Source organism: Mangrovicoccus ximenensis, from assembly GCF_003056725.1.
Taxonomy (GTDB): Bacteria; Pseudomonadota; Alphaproteobacteria; order Rhodobacterales; family Rhodobacteraceae; genus Mangrovicoccus; species Mangrovicoccus ximenensis.
In genome coordinates this window covers 209,701-229,134 of the sequence record NZ_QBKZ01000004.1, presented here as the reverse complement: position 1 = coordinate 229,134, position 19,434 = coordinate 209,701, and the positions used below count along the sequence as shown (strand labels likewise).

Here is a 19,434-nt window from a genome sequence, read left to right as displayed (position 1 = left end):
ATCCCGGCCGCTGCGCGCGAGACAAAAGGAGACGCAAGATGACTGTTCTCGGAAGAAGCCTGTGCTCCGCCTGTGCGGGCCTCGCGGTCCTGCTGCCGGCCGCCGCCGCCGGAGCTTGGGAGTACAACATCACGCCCTATGCCTGGATGTCTGGGCTCGAAGGCGATCTGGGCACCGTGCCGGGGTTCCCGGCGCAATCGGTTGACCTGTCCTTCGGCGACATCTGGGACGACCTCGATTACGGCGTGTTCCTGTTCGGAAGCGCGCGGAACGGGCCCTGGGTCTTCTATCTCGACAGCTCGGCGGTGCAGACGACCTCGAAGGAAACCGTCAACGGCCCGAACGTGAAGAGCGTCGAGATCGAGAGCCGCACCGCCAACATCGCGCTGGCGCTCGGGCGCACCGTCGTGGTTGGGCCGGGCTATGACGTCGACGTTTTCGGGGGGGTCCGCCACTGGAGCCTCGACAACGACTACAAGGTGCGCGCCGCCGACGGGACGACCCACCGCAAGTCGACCGATGCCGACTGGACCGATCCGATCATCGGCCTTGCCGGGCGCTACCGCTTCGAGGGGCGCTGGTCGGCCTTCGGATCGGCCGATATCGGCGGCTTCGGCGTCGGTTCGGATTTCCAGTGGTCGTTCACCGCGGGCGTGAACTACGCCTTCAACGATCTCGCCTCCCTGTCGGTGGGATGGCGCCAGATCGATGTCGACTACGACGATGACGGCACTGTCTTCGACGTCACCCAGTCCGGCCCGATCGTCGGCCTGAGCTTCAAGTTCTAGGCCCGCGCTGCCGCGGGAGGAGAGGAACCATGGCACATTTTAGGACAATCGCGGCGGGGGCCTGCGCGGCCTCGGCCCTGCTTGCCGGGACGCCCGCCGCGTCCCAGGAACTGGTGGGCCTGGCCCCCGAACCCGGCGTGCAGTATTCGCCCTACCTGCAGCGGGATTATCCCGACCAGGTGCTGTTCGGCGACACCCATCTTCACACCGCCTATTCCGCCGATGCCGGGCTGGTCGGGGCCACCACCACGCCCGACGACGCCTACCGCTTCGCCAAGGGCGAGACGGTGATGTCCTCGAACGGAATCCCGGCCCGGCTGGCCCGGCCGCTGGATTTCCTGGTGGTGGCCGACCATGCGGAAAACCTCGGCCTCTACATCGCGCTCGACGAGGCCAGCGCCGTGCTCGAGGGCAATGACTGGGCTGCCGGACTGGCCAAGGTCTTCGCGCCGCGCGACGGCGATGCGATGGCAAAGGCCTATCTCTATTGGGCCGCGGCCTTCGCCACCGACGCGCGGAACGGCGATCCGCTGAAGGAGACGCCGCTGGCCGCAACCATGTGGCAGCGCATGACCGAGGCGGCCGAGCGCCACAATGCGCCCGGCAGCTTCACCGCGCTGATCGGCTATGAATGGACCTCGGGGCCGTCGGGCAATAACCTGCACCGCAACGTCATCTTCCGCGACGGCAAGGCCGAGGCCGACCGCGTCCTGCCCTTCTCGGCCTATGAGAGCGAGGACCCGGAAGACCTCTGGGCCTGGATGCAGGGCTACGAGGACGCGACCGGCGGCCGCGTGCTGGCGATCCCGCATAACGGCAACCTCTCGAACGGGCTGATGTTCGACGACGTGACCCTGACCGGCCGGGTGCCGATCGACGCGGATTACGCCGAGCGGCGGATGCGCTGGGAACCGGTCTACGAGGTCACCCAGATCAAGGGCGACGGCGAGGCGCATCCGGCGCTGTCGCCGGAGGACCCTTTCGCCGATTACGGCACCTGGGACCGGGGCAGCTTCGGGCTGGAGGCGAAGGCGCCGGCGATGCTGCCGCGGGAATACGCCCGCGAGGCGCTGAAGCGCGGGCTGGCCTACGGGGCGGCGCTCGGGGCCAATCCGTTCAACTCCGCCATCATGGCTTTATAATCCTGCAATATCAGCCCACTGCGGGGCATTGCGTAAAACCCGTCAGTCAGGTTTTACAGTTGGGTCTCGTTTCTCGTTTTCCAGGAGCGATGCAATCGCCCGTTCGGCCAGCTTTGCACGGCTCGCCGCAACTGTATAGCGCGTGACTTCCGCCAGCGAGGTATGCCCGCTGATGGCCATGATCTCGTGGGCCGTGCATCCGGCCTCCGCAAGCCGCCGGCAGGTCGCCTTCCGCAACCCGTGCGGCGAGAGACCGGCGGGCAGCTTCGCTTCCTGCACCATGTTACGGAACCAGTTCGTGAAGCCTTTCCCCGTATAAGGCTGGCCAGTGCGGGTCACGAGGAAAGCAGGGTCTTCGCGCGGGAGCTTGTCGAGGATTTCGCCAAGCTCGGGGTGCAGCGGGATATAGAGTTCCTGCTTGGTCTTCTGCTGCTTGACGTAGATGCTCCCGCCGCGGACGTGCTGAAAGCCCATGCGCACGACATCGCTGCGCCGCTGCCCGGTGTGCAGCAGGAGCGAGAGGGCGAGGTGTGCCCGCGTGCCCGGCTTGTGACAGGCGACGAATTGGACGATGTGCTCTTCTTCCCAAGTGAGGAATCCAGCGGTCTTGTAGCGGATCTTCCTCACGTCTCTTGTCGGGTCATCTCTGCGCCAGCCAAGTTCGATGCTGTGCCGCATGATCAGGTGGATCATGCGCAGCAGGTTGTTCGCGGCTGCCGGGGTCTCGGCTCGCGCGGAAACGAGCTTCTGCACATGACGGCGTTCCAGATTGGCAACGCCTTTCGCGCCGTGCTCTTCGCGGAAACGTTCGAGGATGCCGCGATATGTCTTCTTCGTGGAGTCGCTCAGGGCCGTGAAGTCGCTGCTCGTGTAATAGCTCATGATCGCCGCTGAAATCGAGCGGGGCTGTGTTCTGGATGCGCCGACTTCCAGCGGCTCGCCTTTCGACGCGGCTTCGTAAGCGGCCATGAATTCAGGGCTCCACGGCAGCCCGGGGAGAGTTGCACGCGGATAGCCCGGGCGGCGGAAATACCAACGGGCTTTGCCGTGCCGGTCGATCAGGCCTTGGCAATAGGCCGGGGCTTTGCGCATCTGTTTAGGCATTCAGTCCCACTCGTTCAGGTCGTCTTCGGCGGACTCTTCTGGCCGCAGGTGGTCAATCGCAGCATCGAGTTGGCGCACGTCCCAGAGCCGCCGCCGCCGGAGTTGCAGCGATTGCGGCATGGTTCCTTCTGCAATGAGGCTATCGAAGAAGGAGGGCGAGACGCCCACATAGGCTGCCGCCTCCACGCGGCTAAGCATGCGGGCAGGTGGCAGAGGCAGGGCACGCTTGGTGTTGGTGGAGGCGGCGGCAGTCATTTCGATCACCCGGCCAGGCGGACGCGGACAGTCGCCGCAGCAGTGGCGGAGGCTTCTACGGCCACGCCCATCAGCGTGTTTCCGGTGTCGGTGATCGTGGCCAGCTCCTGTGCTGCGTCCCAGTAGACGGGCGCACCGAGGGTCACGTCATCCGCAGCCACCTTGGCCAGTTCGAAGACGCCCGTCATGGCCACGTCGACCGAAGCGCCGGCCGCAGCATCGCCATGGGCAATCCCGACGATGCTGCCTGCGATCACAGGGGCCCCCGCGGTGATCGTCGACGGGGCGGGAATGGTGAGCGAGTCACCGGGCTGAATATAATTGCGCATGGTTCAGAGTCCTTTCGAGGTGGAGAAGCGGAAGGCGGAGCGGGGTGCACGCTGGGCAGCGGCAATCTCGCGGTCGATGGCGGCAATAGCTCTGCGCAGCTCAGAGTCGGAACGGTATTCGACCTCTTCGCCGTTCTGGTCCCTGACCCGCCGCACGCCGTCATAGCGTGCGGCAGCCAGAGTCTCGCGTGCAGCCAGAAGCTCGGCGAGCGTGGCCATTATCAGACCCCCTCGAAGAGCGCGGCACCGCGCCAATCGAGCCAGCCGCAGCCAAAGTCCAGGTAAGCCCGGTATTTCAGCCCAAGCGTGTCCCAGCTTTCCTGCCGCTGGATCTGCACGCCTTGCGCGCTGGCCAGATAGCCGTACTGCAGGCAGGGCATGGTCGCTGGATCGGCCATCAGATACCAGTTGGTCGCCTCGCCGAGATACGGATCAACGATCAGTTCGAGATGCGTATGCGGGTTCACCTGGCTGACAACGGCAGCTTGGATTTCGCTGAGAAGCTGCATGCCGTGCGTCTCGTACACCGGCCCGACAACGATATACTTCGGAGTCACCTTCACCACGGTGCTGCCGTCGCCCCCTTTTGCGTTCCGCATGTTGAAGCGTGCAGCGGTTACCCATGCCCAAGCCAGATTCACGGCGTCGCTGGTGTCCTTGCTGAAGCTGGCGTAATTGCCCGAAAATTCATTGAACACGGAGCTGCCGCGCGACGCGTCGAACACCGGGGTGCCGTCCGACATTTCGGGATTGCTGGTCAGCAGGTTCACGAGCTGCGCGGCCTCGGTTTGGGCGGCGGCTTGGCCCATGGCCGAGGTCATGTCGCCGAGGAGTCCCAGATCGTCGTCGATGATCAGTTTGCGGCTGACGTTGATGGCCCGCCCGAAGGTCTTGAGGGTCATTTCTTCGCCAACTTCGGCGCGGGAGACATGCTTGAATTCGCCGTGCTCGGTCATTTCCTCCAATTGGCCCATTTCGCCGATGCGGATGCTGGTGCTCGTTTTGAAATTGGGCAGGACCCGTTGACGGGCCAAGGCCTTGAGCGGGGACTCGGCGGATTGGTAGGCCTGCGCTGCGACCTTGCCCATGGCGTTGGAAACCAGCAGCGGGAAGTCCGAAGTCCCCATGGAAGAACGCTGCAGCACATCGTCCGCAGCCATGCCACGGGTCGAGACGCCGGAGCGCTGAAGGGAGTCCTTCGCATGGTCAAGCAGGCTCATTCCGACGTATTCGCGGGATGCCTCGGGCAGCTCGCCGCCGGTCATGCGGAAAGCGAGCGCGTCGGCTGCGCGGGTGTGGATTTGCTGCGGGTCATCGTGCGAGCGCGTGACGCGGATGCGCGGTGCCTGGCGCTTCAGCAGCTCGGCTTGTGCTGCCTTGCGGATACCGTCTTCGTTGAGGTCCTCGGCCAGCTCTTCGGCCCATTTCTCGGGCAGGTTGAGAGCGCTGCGGATGGTCTCGACGAAATCGTCTCGGGTTTCGGGGTTATCGAAGGGCATGTCGTTGGATCTCCTGATGACTGCTCTATGGTCGGCGGGGACGGGCGTTAGGCTGACCTCAAGGATCTGCCAGCGGACGGCGGTTTTAGTTCTTTGGCCGGTCTGCGGATCGGTGGCCTCGGACCACTGCTGGACCCGGTAACCGGCTGAGACGTGTTTCAGGGTGCCGTCCTGAACGCGCTGGTGCAGCGGCTCGATATCATCGGCAGCGCCAAGGCGGAGGGTCGCGGTAACCTGGTCACCATCAGCAGCGAAGCCGAACGCACGGCCAACTGTTTCGCGCGCACTGGCCCTGTGATCGGTCAGCAGCGGCACGTCGGAGTCCTCGGCGAATTGCAGCCCGGCGGGGTCGAGCACTTCTAGGAAGGGTCCGCGCTTGTCGCGGCGTTGCACCGGGGTGCTGGTGGCAATTACGGCGGAGAAAGTGCGCTCTTCGGTCTCGCTGCCAAGTTCCGCCTTGCGGGTCAGCAGCTCGCCTGCGGTTGTATCGGGCTTGCCGGTGGAAATGGGAGTCACGCGGCTGGCGCGTGCGGGATCGGCGGTGAAGCGTTTCGTCATTGGCTTTTGCTCTGCTGCTGCTGCTGCTGCTGCTGAAAATCGAGATTCAGGGATTGCTCGCGCGCGCGGTCAGCGGCGATTTCCTCGTCAATCTTGGCAATGTCCCAGCCGAGTTGCGCGGCTGCCATGCGGCGGGAAATGAGCCCCATGGCCAGCATTTCCTTGGTGGCCTTGGCGTCGGACTCAGGGTCGACCCACTGCGGTTTCGGAAAATGCCATTCGCACCCGTTCGGCTCGCCGCTGATTTCGCCGCGCAGGCTTTCGAGAAGCTGCCAGCGTGCCCAGATGCGGTTGAGCGCGGGAACGAGCAGCGTCCATTGCGCCGCTTCCACGTGCTGCCGGAATTGCACAAGGGCGGTTCTGGCGCTGGAATAGTTGACGCCCCTCATGTCTCCGGACAGCAGGAATTCGGGGATCTGCAGCCCGGACGCGATCTGCCGGAGGCTCACGGCCACGAGGTCAACGCCGCTCTGCATCTGCTGCGGGCTGCTGAACTTGACGTCGTAGCCCTGCGGCAGCACGCGCATGACGCCGGGTTCAAGGCTTACGTCTAGCGGATCGTCAGAGTCGAACGGGTTCGGCCCGGTCGCGTTCTGATCCACGAGGAAGCCGCACAGCATCGCTTGCACTTTGGCGTTTACTTGCAGGGCATCTTGCAGTTGCGAAAGCTCGTTCAGAGGCAGGATGACCGGCGCGAACCACGACAGGCCGCGAGTCTGGCCAGCACCCTGCCGCTTGAAGACGTGCAGAACGTCCGCGGCTTCTACCCGCACAGGAGCGCGGAAGCCGGTATAGGTGTCGGTCGGGCGCGATGGCCTAAAATGATAGGCAACGGGCTGGTCATCGGAGTCGTACTCGATGCCGGCCGCGATGTATCCGCCGTTCGAAAGCTCGACGGTGTACGACTCGTCCAGTTGCTCCGCTGGGACATGCTGAAGGCGCAATCCCCCCTGATCGGTCGTGCGCATGACAAGCAGGGACTCGCCGTCCGTCACCAGGGCATCAGCGACTTCCCCGAGAAGAGCTGCAAAGCCAGTCCGCTCGGCCCAATCGCTGAAACGGGCGTCAAGGTCTTCCCGCTCGCTGTCATCCTCCGCCTTGCTCGCTGCGGTGACGCCGTACCCGACAAGCGCGCTCTTCAGGATCTCTGCAGCATTGCAGGCAGTCGGATCGTTGAAACGGAGATGCCGCGCGCGCGCTCGCACCTGGGGTGCACCGGCCAGGACCTCGGCTCCGGTCGTGCCGAAAGCAGGGGTGTTCGACCAGCGCTTTCCCGATGCGCCTTCCAGCATGCGGACTGCTGTCGGGCGCTGGGGCTCTGGTGTGCGCGTGAAGATGCGAGGAAGCCAGCCCATTGCGGTTACTCGCCGATGACCGAAAGCACGGATGCGATGATCTCGGAAGCTGGCAGCGTCAGGCGTGCAATTTCGGGAGCGTGCGCCCGGCCTGCCGCTTGGATGGCTGCTTGCAGTTCGGGATCCTTGACCTTCTTCGGCCCCCAGTCAGCTTCGACGCGAAAACGCCAGTCCTGCCCGCAAATGACGGAGATTGCGAATTCCTCTCCCGCTTTCGTGCGCTCCACGGCTTCCCGCGCGTGGCTGACACCCAGCCAGCCGCCGGGGACCTTTGTGCGGCGTTCGCCGGTCTCGGCCAGCCAGTAGGCGAGATGCTGCAGCACGGGGCGCGAGACACCGAATTCATTGGCAATCTGGGCAAGCCGGATCGCGACTGCTGCCGACTGGTCATAGTGGAAGACGCGCCCACGCTGTTCTGTCGGCGGCAGGTTATTGCGCTGGCAAAGGTTGCGAAGGCTCTTCTCGTATTGAACGTGCTGGCCTTCTTCGATGCCGTCGAGCGCGGCGAATTTCCGGGTGATTTCGGTGAGGGTGTTCATGCATCGCTCCATCGCTTGTGGACTCGTCATCTCATAAATGAGTTGAAGAGTCCAGCCCCTCATGCTAGGCATGTCCTCACAGCTCGATAGTCAGAGAATTCGCCGGGCGGGGAATCGGCCGGCGGAAAACACGGGGAGGACACCCCGCCCATGCAAATGGGGAGCCCCGGCCTCGCGTCCTCCTTTCGCGGGCCGGGGTTTTGTTTGAAAAAGGAGCCTCCCCATGAAAGATTCCAAAGCCGATCCCGACCTGAAGTTTGCCGAGCGACACCCGAACCGGGCCTTCTGGGTGCGACGCTGCACGCCAGAAGAGCGCTTGGGCTGCCGGGAAAAAGATGAGCCCGGAAAATACCTGTGTGCTGCCGTGTTCCGCTATGGGCCTTTCTTCGTGCCCTTGCCCTTCTGGGCGAGCACGCCGGACGTGGCGGATCTTGGCGAAGCTCATAGCGAGCATATCCACAGGGCCGTTGCTGCTGCACGGAAGGCCGGTGACAACGTGCACTTTACCCTGCGGGAGGGTGGTCGGGCGCTCTAGTGTGGCAGTCAAGATTATATCATGAACAATAGACCCCGGCGGAGCGTCGTGTTCTTGCGCCGGGTGTGATATCAGTTGAAAGACGCCAGGTTATGGGGGCAAATGCTGGCTACTTTTAACGAATGGAATTTATCCATTAGCCATTAAAATAAGTTCTTCCGTTATTTCAAATGGTCGGTTTTTGTATAGGTCTGAAATCTCCTCAAGTTTTTTTACTGCCGACTGTGGGATTTCTATGTCCACTTCAAAGATCTCATGAAGGAGCTTTTCTGCTGTTTGCGCCCAGTCGAGCACTTCGTTGGCAAGATTTCCACTTTCGGCACGTTTTTCATACTCGGGAAAGGCATGCGAGATTCGTTCCAACTTTTTCTGTTTTATCTGGAATTCTGTTTCGTCAATTTCATTGCTTTTAAGGTGAAGATCGATTTTTCTTTCGGCGGCGGTTTTTCCTTTGGAGACAATTTGATTGATAGTGGTCGCGTAGGGGGCAACCATGTCGCGGATAAATAATCTATCCAGATATTCCCTAAGGTTACCGAAGTCTATGTCCTGCCCCAGATCATCATGCTTTTTTACTAGTGTGTCATAAAGTTCCCAAGTGCCTTTCCAGTCCAATCTGGAAATAAATCGTCCATGCTGGGCTTTGCGTGTAATAATTTCTCGCGTGTAGATGTACACAATGCTTTTCAAGCGTTCCAGAAGTTCTTCAGCCTCTTTCTTGGTCTCTTCCCAAAACTCGGCCTCAATCCCGAATCCTTTCCATTTTTTAAACTTTGAAATGTGATAAAAGAAAAACAAAACAATTGATGAGGTGAATGCTGCAGTGGAGCCTGTAAAACTTTCTCTTAGGATCAAGATGAACGAAAGAATTGTAAATGCCACTCCTGCCATGAAGAGGAAGGCGCGATCCCATTGAATTTTTCCCATACGTTTACCGAGTTTCCTAGTGCAGTCATGTTGTGATTTTTCACGGGGCAATCGCTTTGCGCAACTGAAAATTTTGCTTGCGTTGGATATTCAGCGGGATAGCCATTTGCTTTTCACCACTGTTGACGCCTTCCGGGGTGCCGCCGCTGAAGACAGCTCTGTCGCCCGCATGTCGTCGCGCTGCCCGATAAGTTGCCGCGCTGCCAGAGCGTAGATCGTAGCGTCGAGCGTCTCGGCCCGCTTTCCCTTGATCCTTTCGAATGAGCAACAGGCTTGCCGTGCGAGTAGCGGACAACGCGCTTCTCGGAAGCGAATTGCTCGAAGTAGATCGGCTGCAGGGATTCCGAGAAGCGTATCCCTTGATTCCGAGCAACCCGTGCGAAGAGCTGGGATTTGGCGGCATCGACACCGACAAGCCAAAGGTGCTGCCCTTTTGAGCCCGACTTCTGCAGCAGAGCGCGAGAGAAGCCCGGCACGCCCTTGATCGGCACGACGCGCTGCCCGAAGCGGGGGCGGGTGAAGCCCTGCACATGCTCGACGTGCCCGCCATCCCCGGAGTCCACCGCACAGGCCGAGATCCCGAGCGTGCCGCCATTGGGGTGCTTCCAAGTCTCACGCAGCGCCGAGTCCAGCTCCTGCCAGACGGCTTCCCCGTCGATTGGCCCCCAGAAGACGCGATGATCCAGCACAAGCCAGTCGGAGTCCGTGTGCCCCATCAATACCGTTTCGAGGCGGTCATCTTGGCAGTCCACTCCGGCAGTGATCCAGAGCACTTCCGGCGGCAGGCGGTCGAGGTCGAAGGGCTCGCGGCGGCGGTACAGCTCGTGTTCGTCCAAATCCTCGCCGTCCGTCTTCCACGGCTGGCCGAGAATTGTGTTCGTGAAGACTTGCAATGTCTCGGGCGAGCGCTTGGCGTTGAGGAATTCCGAGACCAGCTTGGACCAGCGGGCGTTGAAATGAGGCGAAACCAGGCAATTGATTGCGAACCCGGCATGGCCTTTCACCTCGGGAGCCGTTGCGCGCCAGCGGCCTGCCTGCACCATGGCGGGCTTATGCTTTTCGTCGACGCAGCAGCCGCTATTCGGGCAGACCCAATGCGCAGATTCCGGCTCGCCCTCGGCCCATCGGATATCGGCCCAGCGGATCTCCGAGAAGTCCCCGCAGCTCGGGCAGGGCACCTCGAAGACGCGCTTGTCCGATTCCTCGTATTTCCGGGTGATAGGCCCGTAGTCGAATACCGGCGTCGAGCCCATCAGGATCTTGCGGTCGCGGAAGGTGAGCGTGCGCATCTCGGCGAGGGTGATTGGGTCGCCCTCTTGGGTCACCTCGTATCCGTCGACCTCATCCATAGCCAGGAAGCGGGTCGTGTGGCGCCGCAGGTTGCGGGGTGACTTGGCGGCGAGGAATTTGAGGGAACCGCCTGGGAAGCGCCGGGCAAGCATGGTGGAGCGCTTGCCGTCCTCGCCATCGTCCGACAGCAGCCCGCGCAGGTCCGGGCTCGCTTCGAAGAGGGATTCGAGCTCCACCGAGAAGTCCCGCGCGTCGTCGGCTGTCGGCTGCAAGGCGATGATCGGTGCCGGCTGGTTCGCCACGAAATGCGCCAGCGTTGCGGAGAGCCATTGCGTGTACCCAATGCGCGCGCCTTTGAGCACGGTGATCCGCTCGATTTCTGGATCCTCGATAGCCTCGCACCAGCCCCGTTGGAACGGCCAGAGCTGCATTCTGCCGGGCAGCGCCGATGCACTTGCCGGAATGTGCACTGTGTTTTCGATCCAATCGGCCAGCGGCACGTTGGGCGGCGGCATGAGGGCGCGCAGGGCTTCGGCGCGAATGTTTTCGATATTCATTTTGCGAAGTCCTCAAGGGCGCGGCGCATCTCGGACTCGAGCGCGGCAATGTCGGTTGCGGTCAGATGCGGCAGCGCTGCTCCGACACGGGACGGAACGGCCAGGAGCGCGTTGCGCAGATCGCGAAGCAGGTTCGACCATTCGCGCGTGACGGCAGCAGCTTCGACCAGTTCGCCACGCTCGCGCGCCACGCGGGCTTCCTCCTTGTCCGCCTGTGCCTTCGTGAGCCGGAGCTTTTCGGCTTTCAGGTTGTCGCCATGCACGCCGCCGCTGCCTGCCCGGGAAGCGACTTCGCGCAGCTTGGACACGTAGCCCCGGACGCAGGCTTCCACGTCGTAATGTGCGGGCCGGGTTCGCACGAAAACACCCTCGGCGGCTTTGGATCTGACGGTCGAAAGGTTGATGCCGAACAGCTCTGCAAGCTCTCTTTCGTGCATTTCTGCAGGCAAGCCGGAGACCCCAGATTTTTGCCCGCTGAGTGCCGCTTCTGATTTCTGGGGCACGGGTAGCGGAGAGAGTCGCTTCCCCACCTCCTGCGCCCGCTCCGTGGCTCTGCTGGCTCGCTGACGGCTTTCCCTTTTGCCGCTTCCCTGCCTGGAGGGCGATTTCGGGCGTGGCGTGCCGTTGCTTGCGAGCAGATCTCCGAACACCTCGTCGGAAACTAAATCAGTGGTCATCGCAGTGCTCCTGTCCGGAAAAAATCGGGAAGTGGAAAAGCCCGGGGCTCAGAGGCCCCGCCGGCGGTCGGCCCGTGGAAGGACCCAAACGTTTTAGGTTCTGCTGGCGGATGCCCCGCAGCTTGGAAGCGCGGGATTTGCAGGAATGCACAGAAGCGCCGTGTTTTAGCTTTGCGCGCCGTGTGCTGCTGGGTTGCTGCTTGCTTGGCTTGTTTTAGCTTCCTGCTCATCCTCACAGTCCTTCCAGAACTCGGGGCATCGGACGGTCGGACAGGACGGACAGGGCTATAGACCCCCTGTCCTGTCCTGTCCGGCCATCCTCCGGTTTGCCGTGGCGGACAGTCCGGGATTTGTCCGGCTTTGTCCGTGATTGTCCGGCTTTGAAATGTTGTTCGTTTTCAGATGCTTGACCTTCTGTCCGAATTGTCCGCGCCTTGTCCGGCACATATTCCGCGCCGCATTCTTCGAGGTCATCGTAGTTTTCGAACTCATCGCCTCCGGACAGCTCGGACAAAGCGAATTGTCCGGCTTCGCAGCGCAGAATTCCCTTCCGCACCAGCCCGGACAAAGCCCGGACAGCAGCCCGGCGGCGATTGTCCGGCTTGTCCGAAGCAGAGACGCTGCGACCGTCGACGCACGCCCGCCGCAATTCATCCTCTTCGACTTGCTCCGCATCACCGCGCACTTCATGGAAGTGCTGTATCACCGCTTTCTCGGCGGGCGACAGGCGGACGGCACGCGAAGCCGTTTTAGTTTCTTCCTCGGTCAGCTCTTGGCAGTAAGGCAGGGTGATCGGGTCGCCGTCCTCATCGTGACCGGCGTGCTGCACGTCGATGCGGAAGGCCAGTTCGCGGTCACACGGCCCGTTCCGGTTCTTGGTCAGCTTGCCCCGGATGATCCCTTTGTCATCCCGCTTGATGTGAAGGGCGATATCCAGCGCGCCGTTAAGCAGCGAGTGGCCGCGCGGTAAGCCCTGCTGTCCGTCCTTCGTGTCATGGTGCACCAGCAGGACCGCAGCCCCCCAGCGGGTGAGCGCTCGGGCTACGGCCACGACACGCCCCATGCCCTCGGCGGAGTTTTCCTCAAGGCCGGGAAAAGCCATGGCGAGCGTGTCGATGACGATGAGCGCAGGGCGCTGTTCCTTCACCAGGGACTTCAGTTCCGCGAAGTCCGGGCTCTTGTCCGCCAGCAGGTCCGAGACGCCTTCGATCAGGGTGAAGGCGTCGGTGTCGCCGTACATTTCGCGCAGGGCGTTTGCCCGCCCGCGGAGTCCGTGCGGATCTTCGGCTGCAACATAGAATGTGCCGCCAGCTTTCGTGCGCATGCCGAAGGCTTCCCGGCCTTGGGCGACAGCATGGGCGAGGTAGGGGGCCAGAAGCGACTTGCCCGCGCCCGGCGCGCCGACGATGCAGCCGACGTCCCGGGCGGCGAGCAAGCCCTTGATCAGGTATTGCCGGTTCCCTTCGCTGGTGCAGTCCGACAGCTTGCGGAGCGTGAAGCGCCCCTTCTTCGGCTTCTCGGACTGGGCGGCATCCCCGGACTCCTCTTCTTCGCCGAAGTCCTCGAAATCGTCATCGTCGAGCGTTTCGATCCAGCCCCATGATGCAGCTTCCTTCAGGATCGTGCCGCCGCCGATGTTGCCGGGCTGGCCGGACTTGAGCCCGTTCCAGATCGCGCGGCATTCCCGCATGTCGAAGTTGGGGTTCTGGCGGCTCCACTGGACAAAAGCTCGGAAGCCGTCTTGGCTGCCGTTCGCCTCCTCGTGCAGCGCCATGCCGTAATCACAGAATCGCTGCCAGTCCGGTCGGCCATCGTTCGGAATGGCCATGAGCGCGGACTCGATGACCGAGAAGGGCTTGCCGGATTTGCCGTGTCCCTTCCGCTCGCTATGGGTGCTGAGCAGGTCGCCGAAGACGTCCTCTTCGCTCTGCTTCGTGCGGGCGTAGATCGGGCGCAGGCCGGACACTCGGTCAAGCGGCTTGCCTTCGATCAGCAGCGTCTCGCAGGGGTGAGCCCTTCCACCGCCTTTCTTGGAATCGCGCTTGGCCGCATGACCGAAGTAATAGGACTGGCTCGGCTTGAAGGACTCCTCGCCGAGGATGCCGCCAAGCGCGCCATTGAGCTTGGCGCAGAGGGCTTCCCGCTCGCCGCGGCTTACCTCTTTGTCGAGAGGGCAGATCACCCGCCAGCGAGGGGCGTCCGGGTCGTGGTGTGTCGAGGTATAGAAGAGCGCGGCGATTCCGGCATCCTGCAGAAGCTCGGCGGCGTCCTGCATGCTGACCTCGCCCGCGTCGTAATCCCCTTCGATGCCTGACACGCTGGTCAGGTTCTCATCCCATCGGAGGCATTTGCCGGGCTGCCCGTTCTTGCGCGGCTTGGGCTTGTCGCCGAAGCGCGCGAGCTTGAGAAGCGGCAGGTCGGATTTCGTCTCGGCGCTGGTGGCCGAGATGTGCTGCTCAAGCTGACGCAGGCTCATGCGCTCGCGGCGCAGCCTGGCCCCCTTCACATCCGCGAAGAGGGTAACGGGGACCTGCCGGTCGAGCTCCGAGGGGGCGGAGAGAAGATCGCCGAAGATTGCGTCGTCGTCTTCGCCGTGGTAGGTTTGGTATGCATAGAGATCTTTTTCACACGAAGACTCGAACTTTGAGCCGTTGCGGGTGCTGACCGCGACGGCTCTATTCGTTCTAGGGGGTCCCCAGATTTCTCCGAAAACTTCGTCTGCATGTTGAATGCCCATAGCGGCCTCCTTGAATGGAGCCCCGCAGAAGGGTTGCCGATAGCAGAAAAAAGCCTTGGTTGTCAGAGGGGGAGCGGAGGGGACCTTTACAGGCTAAGTGCTTGTTATCGCACTTCCAAATTGCTCCGTTCAAGTTCGGCATGATCGGCTCGACCGACTCCCATACCGGGCTCTCGACCGCCGAGGAGTCCAATTTCTTCGGCAAGGCGCCGATGGTGGAGCCGACCGCCGACCCGGTGCGCTTCGAGGAGGCGATCACCGGCCGGATGACGCCGGATGATCCGTCGGACGACCAGGTGCACGGCATGGGGCTGGCCTCCGGCATGACCGCCGTCTGGGCGCGGGAGAACACCCGCGAGGCGATCTGGGATGCGCTGAAGCGCAAGGAGGTCTATGCCACGACCGGGCCGCGCATCCGTGTCCGGGTGTTTGCCGGGACGGCGTTCGCGCCCGGGGATCTCGACCGCTCGGATTTCGCGGCCCATGGCTATGCGGCCGGTGTTCCGATGGGCGGCGACCTCTCCGGAGGACCGGAGAGCGGTCCGCCGCAGCTGCTGGTCAAGGTGCTGAGGGACCCGGATGGCGCCAATCTCGACCGGGTGCAGGTGGTGAAGGGCTGGCTTGACGCCGCCGGCGGGCTTCATGAGCGCATCCATGACATCGCCTGCTCGGACGCCCGGCCGATCGAGGCGGGCGCCTGCGCGGGCGATGCCGGCAGCACGGTGGACGTGGCGGCGGCGACTTATTCCAACAGCATCGGCGCGCCCTTCCTGCAGGCCTTCTGGCAGGATCCGGAGTTCGATCCGATGCAGCGCGCCTTCTACTACGTGCGGGTGCTGGAGATCCCGACGCCGCGCTGGACGACCCATGACGCGGCCTTCTTCGGCGTCGAGCGTCCGGATTACGTGCCGCCCGAGCAGCAGGAGCGCGCCTATACCTCGCCGGTCTGGTACACGCCCGGCTGAGGCTTGCGGCGGAGCCGGGGCGGGCGCGCCCCGGCAGGGGCAAACGCTCCGGATGTCCCGGGTCCGGCTGCAAGGCCGGAGGGAACGGACAGCGGAGCTTCGGAGGAGGACGATCATGAAGACCGATCATGCCGTGATGCTTGTCCTGGCCATGGCGCTGGCCCTGCCGGCGGCGGCGGATGACAAGAAGCCGAACAAGGCTTTGAAGCTGCCGCCCGGAGCGGCGGCGGGGACGCCGCCGGGGCTGGCAAAGAAGCCCGCCGGATTGCCGCCGGGCCAGCTCAGGAAGGTCTACCGCCATGGCGATGTCCTTCCCGGAGATCTCGTCTGGATCACCGATTACGACAAGTGGCGGCTTCCGCCGCTGCTGCCGGGGCAGGGCTATGCCCGCTATGACGGCGAGGTCTACAGGGTGGCCCGGGACACGGCGGTCGTGCTGGAGGCCATCGGCATCGTTTCCGACCTGATGCGGTGACGGCAGGCCTGCTTGGACGGGGCCAGCTTGCCTGCCGCTGCCTGCCGGACGTCCTGCCGGTCCTCGCGATGGCCGGGACGAGGCCCGGCATGAAGGCCCCATGCAGGGGCTCCCTGGCCCCGCAGAGGCGGAGGACACGGCCCCGATCCTCCGGAGCGCCGTGCATCGGTTGCAGCTTCCGCGAACTTGTCGAATAGGAGAACCGCTCTGCCGATATCCAACATGCGCCTGCCGGGACCGAAACGATCGCGGGCCGTGCTGCCCGCGTCTCCGGCGCCCATTCCTCCGACGGGCGCATGGTCGGCCAGTCCCGGTTTGGCCGGATGCCGAAACGGCGATTTGCAACATCGCGAACACGGAGTTCCGGATGGCGGCCGCGGGTGCGGGCGTCGGGGCCCGGCGCAGAAAGCCGCTGCATGCCGCGGGCGATCCTGACGACGGCTTCCGGGGAGGAACTGGCGGCCGCTGCCAGGGGGCGGGCCAAGGTCTCCGGCGTTCCGGCGAAGGTCCGGGCGGCCGTGCCAATCGCCGGANTCCGCTGAATGGCCGGCTGAGCGGAGCCCGGCACGGCTGCGGGTCAGCCAGAATGCCTGCCGCACCCTTTTCCGTCAAGCGGTTGCCGGTGACGGTCTTCCGGGCGTCTCGTTCCGCGGGAGCGGCCGGAGGGCATCGTCGGGCCCGCCAGCCGCACTTGTGGCCCGCCGTCCCCACCGGCCAGGCCGTCGCCGCAGCCGCGCTGGAGAACTCGACCGGAACGCCCGGCAGGTAGCCAGCCGCGTTCGGCGCCAGCGCGGCAACCAGGCTGTCCCATGCGGTGTTCGCAGCGTTCCGCAGCTTCAGGTGCCGGGTCGAGGTGTCGAGCCAGGCCATGTTCGCCAGCACCTCCGGCGGCACCGTGCCGCCCGCCGAGAGCGTGGCGAGCGCCTGCATCGCCGTCGTGAAATAGGCCAGCGCCTGCGCGGGGCTGTACCCGGAGTCTGGCAGGATCGGTCCCTGTGTCATGCTGCTCCTACTGGTAGGCGGTCACCGACAGGATCGAGGCGGTAACCTCGTCGTCGGCCGTTGCGGTGGTCATCTGCGCCTTGAAGCGGAACGCGCGGGCGTTCATGTCCGAGGCGTGGATCCGGGTGTAGGCCGACCAGGCCGGTGCCCCGGACGGGTCGTCATCGGTCTCGGACACCAGAACCTGGATGTCGCCGGAGGCCAGCTCCGTCGCCCAGAACTCGCCGTCCCCCGTCCAGAAACCGGCATCCCCGGTCCAGAACAGGTCGTCGCGCCCGGCCGCCGTCATGCCGACCTCGGTCACCAGGCGCACGTCCTGCACCGAGCCGAGGTCGATCTGCCCGGCATAGAGATATTCGGCCGCGGTCTCGCCCTCGGACAGCACCAGCGTGCCGCCGCTGATCTCGCAGCCGGACTTGGCGCCGGTGAAGGCCGTGGCCTCGGCGATGCTGGCCACGGCGGACTGCCCGAGCAGCGACGGCGCCCGGGTCGAGACCGCGGCGACCGGCCCGGCGATGCCGGTGGAATCGTAGGCCCGCGCGAGATACGTGCCCGGCAGCAGCGGCAGCGAGGTCTCGGTGGCCGTGCCCGGCACCGCGATGCCGATGCTCCGGCTGTTCGACCAGGTCGCGCCGCTCTGCAGGTTCGAGTGCCGGAACTCGATCCGCCCGCCCTGGATCACGTCGATGTCGGGATGCTGCAGCCATTTCAGGATGGCGACCTGCGAACTGGGCTGCATGTGCAGGCCGGAGATCGCCGAGGGCGTGGCGCTGAGCCCCTGCACCTGTGCCGCGGCAGCCCAGGACCAGTCCCCGACGATGCCGCCCTCGGTGATGGCGCGGGCGCCGAAGATCCAGACGCCGGGCGTGAAGTCCGGGATCCGCACGCCGGGCTCTTCGCTGTTCTGCGAATATTTCGCGTTCTCCGGCCCATCGGACGCCAGGTGCCAGGCGAATTGCCAGTACCGGATGAACGGATTGTCCGACGTGCTCGACAGGTCGACGTAAAGCCGCGCGCCGCCGGTGCGCCCGTCATAGAGCCCCTCGGCCACCTGCGGCGGCGTCACCACCGGCTCGTCCAGGCGGCTCGGGAAGTTCGAGGCCACGCTGATCAGACTGCCGGTCTCTTCGCTGGTCGTTTCGTCATAGACCGCCGCATCGGTCTCGATCAGCGACAGGATCACCGAGGCGCGCACCTCGCCGCCCTCGCCCGGCCCGACAGAGATTTCGCGGCCGACCACTTCGAAGGGCTTCGCCGCCCATCCGCGCCAGGGCGCGTCCAGCGTGACCGTGTCGCCGAGCCCGACGCCGACCGCCTCCAGGTTGCAGGGCACCACCGCGGATTTCTGGCGGCGGCCCTTGAGCAGCACCAGCTTCTGCAGCCGCTGGCCGCGCTCGATGTCCGTCTCTCCGGGCAGCTCGCCGATGTCCTGGACCAGCTCCTGCCCGGCATCCTCGGCCCGGAAGGCGGCCGAGGACATCACCGGCAGGTCGGTCAGCACGAACTCGGCATCGGCCGGGGCAAACACGCCCTTGATCACGTTCGCCTGGTCCTCGAACTGCCGCTTGGCCTGCGTGTCGATGGTCCCGACCATCATGTCCGGATCGACCGCGAAGCTCGGCGCCTCGTAGCCCGCGCCGCCGACCGAGAGCAGGCCGCGGTCATGCGTCCACCAGCCGCCCCAGGCGGTCGCCAGCCGGTCGAGGTTCTCGGACGGCGCAACCGCGGTGTCCAGGATCCCGTTGTACTCGTAGCGGTTCTGCGTCCCGCCCGCCTCCTGGGCGACCTGCTCGTCGGCGATGTTCGCCAACGCGGTCAGCGCGGCCATGTCCAGATCGGCATCCGTCCAGCCGATGCCGCCGAACCTCTCGGCCGTCACCGCATAGTCGCGGGCGATCAGCGCCGGATTGGCGCTCCAGGCGGTCTGGCCGCTGCGCCAGTCATGGACCTTCTTGCCGCGGATCCGCGCCCGCACGGTCGGCGTGCCCTGGCGGAAGTGCTTGCCGTATTCATAGGTGAAGTAGAGATAGGCGATCCCGCGGCCCCGGCTCTTCGTGGTCCAGTCCCCGGTCCGGGCATAATATTGGCCGACCGCCTGCTGGCCCGGCGTCCCGAGCCGGATGGCAATGCCGATGCTGGTCCGGTAGCGGCTGCCGATCAGACCCCGGTCCAGCTCGTCCTTCGTGCCGTCGGCCTCGTCCGCCTCCCATTGCTCCAGCGTCCAGACCAGCCGGTCGCCGACATAGATTTCGCGCACGCTGTCGATCTCGTGGCAGGCAAGCACGATGATGCTGTGATACCGGCCGTTGTCGGAGCCGTTGGCGCGGCTGGTCGAGCGCGCGACGATCGGCCCGCCGACCATGCGCTCGCCATAGACCATGATGCCTTCGCTCACCGCCTGGAGGCTGTTCAGGGTGATCTCGGATCCGGTCTTCGCGGGCTTGGCGCCCTTCGGCGTCTTGGCCGTCAGCGCGCCGATCCCGGCGATCGCGCCCTGCACCGCCGCCCCGGCCAGCACGGTGCCCCAGGACAGGGTCGCGCCGAGGGCGATGGTCGCCGCGCCGCCGGTGAAGGCGATGGCCGCGACCGTGACGGCGGCGGTGATCGCCTTGCCTACCTTGCCGCCCATGCGATCCAGTCCTGCGAGATGTTGATATGCGACAGCCCGCGCGGCGGCCCGCCACCACCCCGAGGCAGCCG

General features: G+C 64.4%; 18 protein-coding genes. 6 read left to right on the top strand and 12 right to left on the bottom strand.

Annotation, left to right across the window (positions count from 1 at the left end):
* The first annotated feature begins 38 nt into the window (after nucleotides 1–38).
* Both C7T91_RS31540 and C7T91_RS10210 read left to right on the top strand, forming a co-directional pair.
* Entirely contained in the window at nucleotides 39–788 is a 750-nt protein-coding gene (locus C7T91_RS31540; protein ID WP_145962837.1) for a porin family protein, read from the top strand.
* A gap of 29 nt (nucleotides 789–817) precedes the next feature.
* A complete protein-coding gene (locus tag C7T91_RS10210; protein WP_108259137.1) occupies nucleotides 818–1,930 on the top strand; it encodes a DUF3604 domain-containing protein in 1,113 nt (370 codons plus the stop codon).
* A gap of 42 nt (nucleotides 1,931–1,972) precedes the next feature.
* Here C7T91_RS10210 and C7T91_RS10205 read toward each other — a convergent pair whose 3' ends face one another.
* From C7T91_RS10205 to C7T91_RS10175, 7 genes are all read right to left on the bottom strand, one after another.
* Nucleotides 1,973–3,034 (bottom strand): tyrosine-type recombinase/integrase, encoded by a 1,062-nt coding sequence (locus C7T91_RS10205; RefSeq protein WP_108259136.1) that lies wholly within the window; start codon nucleotides 3,032–3,034, stop codon nucleotides 1,973–1,975.
* Entirely contained in the window at nucleotides 3,035–3,289 is a 255-nt protein-coding gene (locus C7T91_RS10200; RefSeq protein ID WP_108259389.1) for a hypothetical protein, read from the bottom strand. It lies immediately after the preceding gene.
* Nucleotides 3,290–3,294: 5 nt separating this feature from the next.
* Nucleotides 3,295–3,618 carry a DUF2190 family protein gene (locus tag C7T91_RS10195; protein ID WP_108259135.1) on the bottom strand — a complete coding sequence of 108 codons (324 nt, stop codon included), beginning with the start codon at nucleotides 3,616–3,618 and terminating at the stop codon, nucleotides 3,295–3,297.
* 3 nt (nucleotides 3,619–3,621) lie between these two features.
* Nucleotides 3,622–3,837 (bottom strand): phage head-tail joining protein, encoded by a 216-nt coding sequence (locus C7T91_RS10190; protein WP_108259134.1) that lies wholly within the window; start codon nucleotides 3,835–3,837, stop codon nucleotides 3,622–3,624.
* 2 nt (nucleotides 3,838–3,839) lie between these two features.
* Nucleotides 3,840–5,675: a phage major capsid protein gene (locus C7T91_RS10185; protein ID WP_108259133.1), complete on the bottom strand. Its 1,836-nt coding sequence runs from the start codon at nucleotides 5,673–5,675 to the stop codon at nucleotides 3,840–3,842.
* Entirely contained in the window at nucleotides 5,672–6,967 is a 1,296-nt protein-coding gene (locus tag C7T91_RS10180) for a phage portal protein (RefSeq protein ID WP_161555838.1), read from the bottom strand. The genes C7T91_RS10185 and C7T91_RS10180 overlap by 4 nt, the downstream gene beginning before the upstream one ends.
* Before the next feature lie 68 nt (nucleotides 6,968–7,035).
* Complete coding sequence (locus C7T91_RS10175) at nucleotides 7,036–7,569, bottom strand: hypothetical protein (protein ID WP_108259131.1); 534 nt, start codon at nucleotides 7,567–7,569, stop codon at nucleotides 7,036–7,038.
* Nucleotides 7,570–7,792: 223 nt separating this feature from the next.
* Between C7T91_RS10175 and C7T91_RS31535 the strand changes: the two genes are divergently transcribed.
* Nucleotides 7,793–8,104 (top strand): hypothetical protein, encoded by a 312-nt coding sequence (locus C7T91_RS31535; protein ID WP_145962836.1) that lies wholly within the window; start codon nucleotides 7,793–7,795, stop codon nucleotides 8,102–8,104.
* Between the two features lie 129 nt (nucleotides 8,105–8,233).
* Here the strand turns inward: C7T91_RS31535 and C7T91_RS31530 are convergent, their stop codons facing one another.
* From C7T91_RS31530 to C7T91_RS10155, 4 genes are all read right to left on the bottom strand, one after another.
* Nucleotides 8,234–9,082, bottom strand: a complete 849-nt coding sequence (locus C7T91_RS31530) for a hypothetical protein (protein WP_161555837.1) — start codon at nucleotides 9,080–9,082, stop codon at nucleotides 8,234–8,236.
* 62 nt (nucleotides 9,083–9,144) lie between these two features.
* On the bottom strand, nucleotides 9,145–10,878 hold the full coding sequence (locus C7T91_RS10165; RefSeq protein WP_236638150.1) for a phage terminase large subunit family protein: 1,734 nt from the start codon (nucleotides 10,876–10,878) through the stop codon (nucleotides 9,145–9,147).
* On the bottom strand, nucleotides 10,875–11,555 hold the full coding sequence (locus C7T91_RS10160; RefSeq protein WP_108259129.1) for a terminase small subunit: 681 nt from the start codon (nucleotides 11,553–11,555) through the stop codon (nucleotides 10,875–10,877). The genes C7T91_RS10165 and C7T91_RS10160 overlap by 4 nt, the downstream gene beginning before the upstream one ends.
* Nucleotides 11,556–11,787: 232 nt before the next feature.
* Nucleotides 11,788–14,292 (bottom strand): AAA family ATPase, encoded by a 2,505-nt coding sequence (locus C7T91_RS10155; RefSeq protein ID WP_108259128.1) that lies wholly within the window; start codon nucleotides 14,290–14,292, stop codon nucleotides 11,788–11,790.
* 14 nt (nucleotides 14,293–14,306) lie between these two features.
* Here C7T91_RS10155 and C7T91_RS10150 point away from each other — a divergent pair, with 14 nt between their 5' ends.
* The 3 genes from C7T91_RS10150 (at nucleotide 14,307) to C7T91_RS37835 (ending at nucleotide 16,678) form a co-directional block, all read left to right on the top strand.
* Nucleotides 14,307–15,257 (top strand): DUF3604 domain-containing protein, encoded by a 951-nt coding sequence (locus C7T91_RS10150; RefSeq protein ID WP_108259127.1) that lies wholly within the window; start codon nucleotides 14,307–14,309, stop codon nucleotides 15,255–15,257.
* A 115-nt stretch (nucleotides 15,258–15,372) separates the two neighbouring features.
* Complete coding sequence (locus C7T91_RS10145) at nucleotides 15,373–15,732, top strand: hypothetical protein (protein WP_108259126.1); 360 nt, start codon at nucleotides 15,373–15,375, stop codon at nucleotides 15,730–15,732.
* A gap of 814 nt (nucleotides 15,733–16,546) precedes the next feature.
* Complete coding sequence (locus C7T91_RS37835; RefSeq protein ID WP_269100966.1) at nucleotides 16,547–16,678, top strand: hypothetical protein; 132 nt, start codon at nucleotides 16,547–16,549, stop codon at nucleotides 16,676–16,678.
* 63 nt (nucleotides 16,679–16,741) lie between these two features.
* Here C7T91_RS37835 and C7T91_RS10140 read toward each other — a convergent pair whose 3' ends face one another.
* Nucleotides 16,742–19,363, bottom strand: a complete 2,622-nt coding sequence (locus C7T91_RS10140; RefSeq protein ID WP_108259125.1) for a phage tail protein — start codon at nucleotides 19,361–19,363, stop codon at nucleotides 16,742–16,744.
* Between the last annotated feature and the right edge of the window lie 71 nt (nucleotides 19,364–19,434).